Below are 251 nucleotides of genomic sequence, written 5' to 3'. Positions count from 1 at the left end.
AAGATCGCGGTCGGCCGCTCGGCCAGATCCAGCAGACGTTCGGCAGCGTCGAGCCCCGAGCGATAGGTAAACAGCCCCTGGCCGACGAGCTCGGGCGCGAAGGCCAGCCCAAGGTCGGACAGCGCGGCACGGTATCCCGCCAGCCGCTCGCCACTGGCGGTCTGCTTCGGGTCGCCCGTAATAAAGCCGATCCGCTTGTGCCCAAGCGCCCCCAGATGCCGCGTCATGTCATAGGCCGCGCGACGATCATC

The 251-nt window shown here is 68.1% G+C and carries 1 protein-coding gene; it reads right to left on the bottom strand.

Annotated elements, in window-relative coordinates:
* Positions 1–251, bottom strand: a 251-nt coding sequence (locus RAD04_RS38985; protein WP_461628010.1) for a substrate-binding domain-containing protein, incomplete at both ends; no start/stop codon positions are given.

The organism is Bradyrhizobium sp. 25ACV (genome assembly GCF_054863005.1).
Note: the sequence above shows the minus strand (reverse complement) of the source record. Positions and strands in the feature narration are given on the sequence as shown.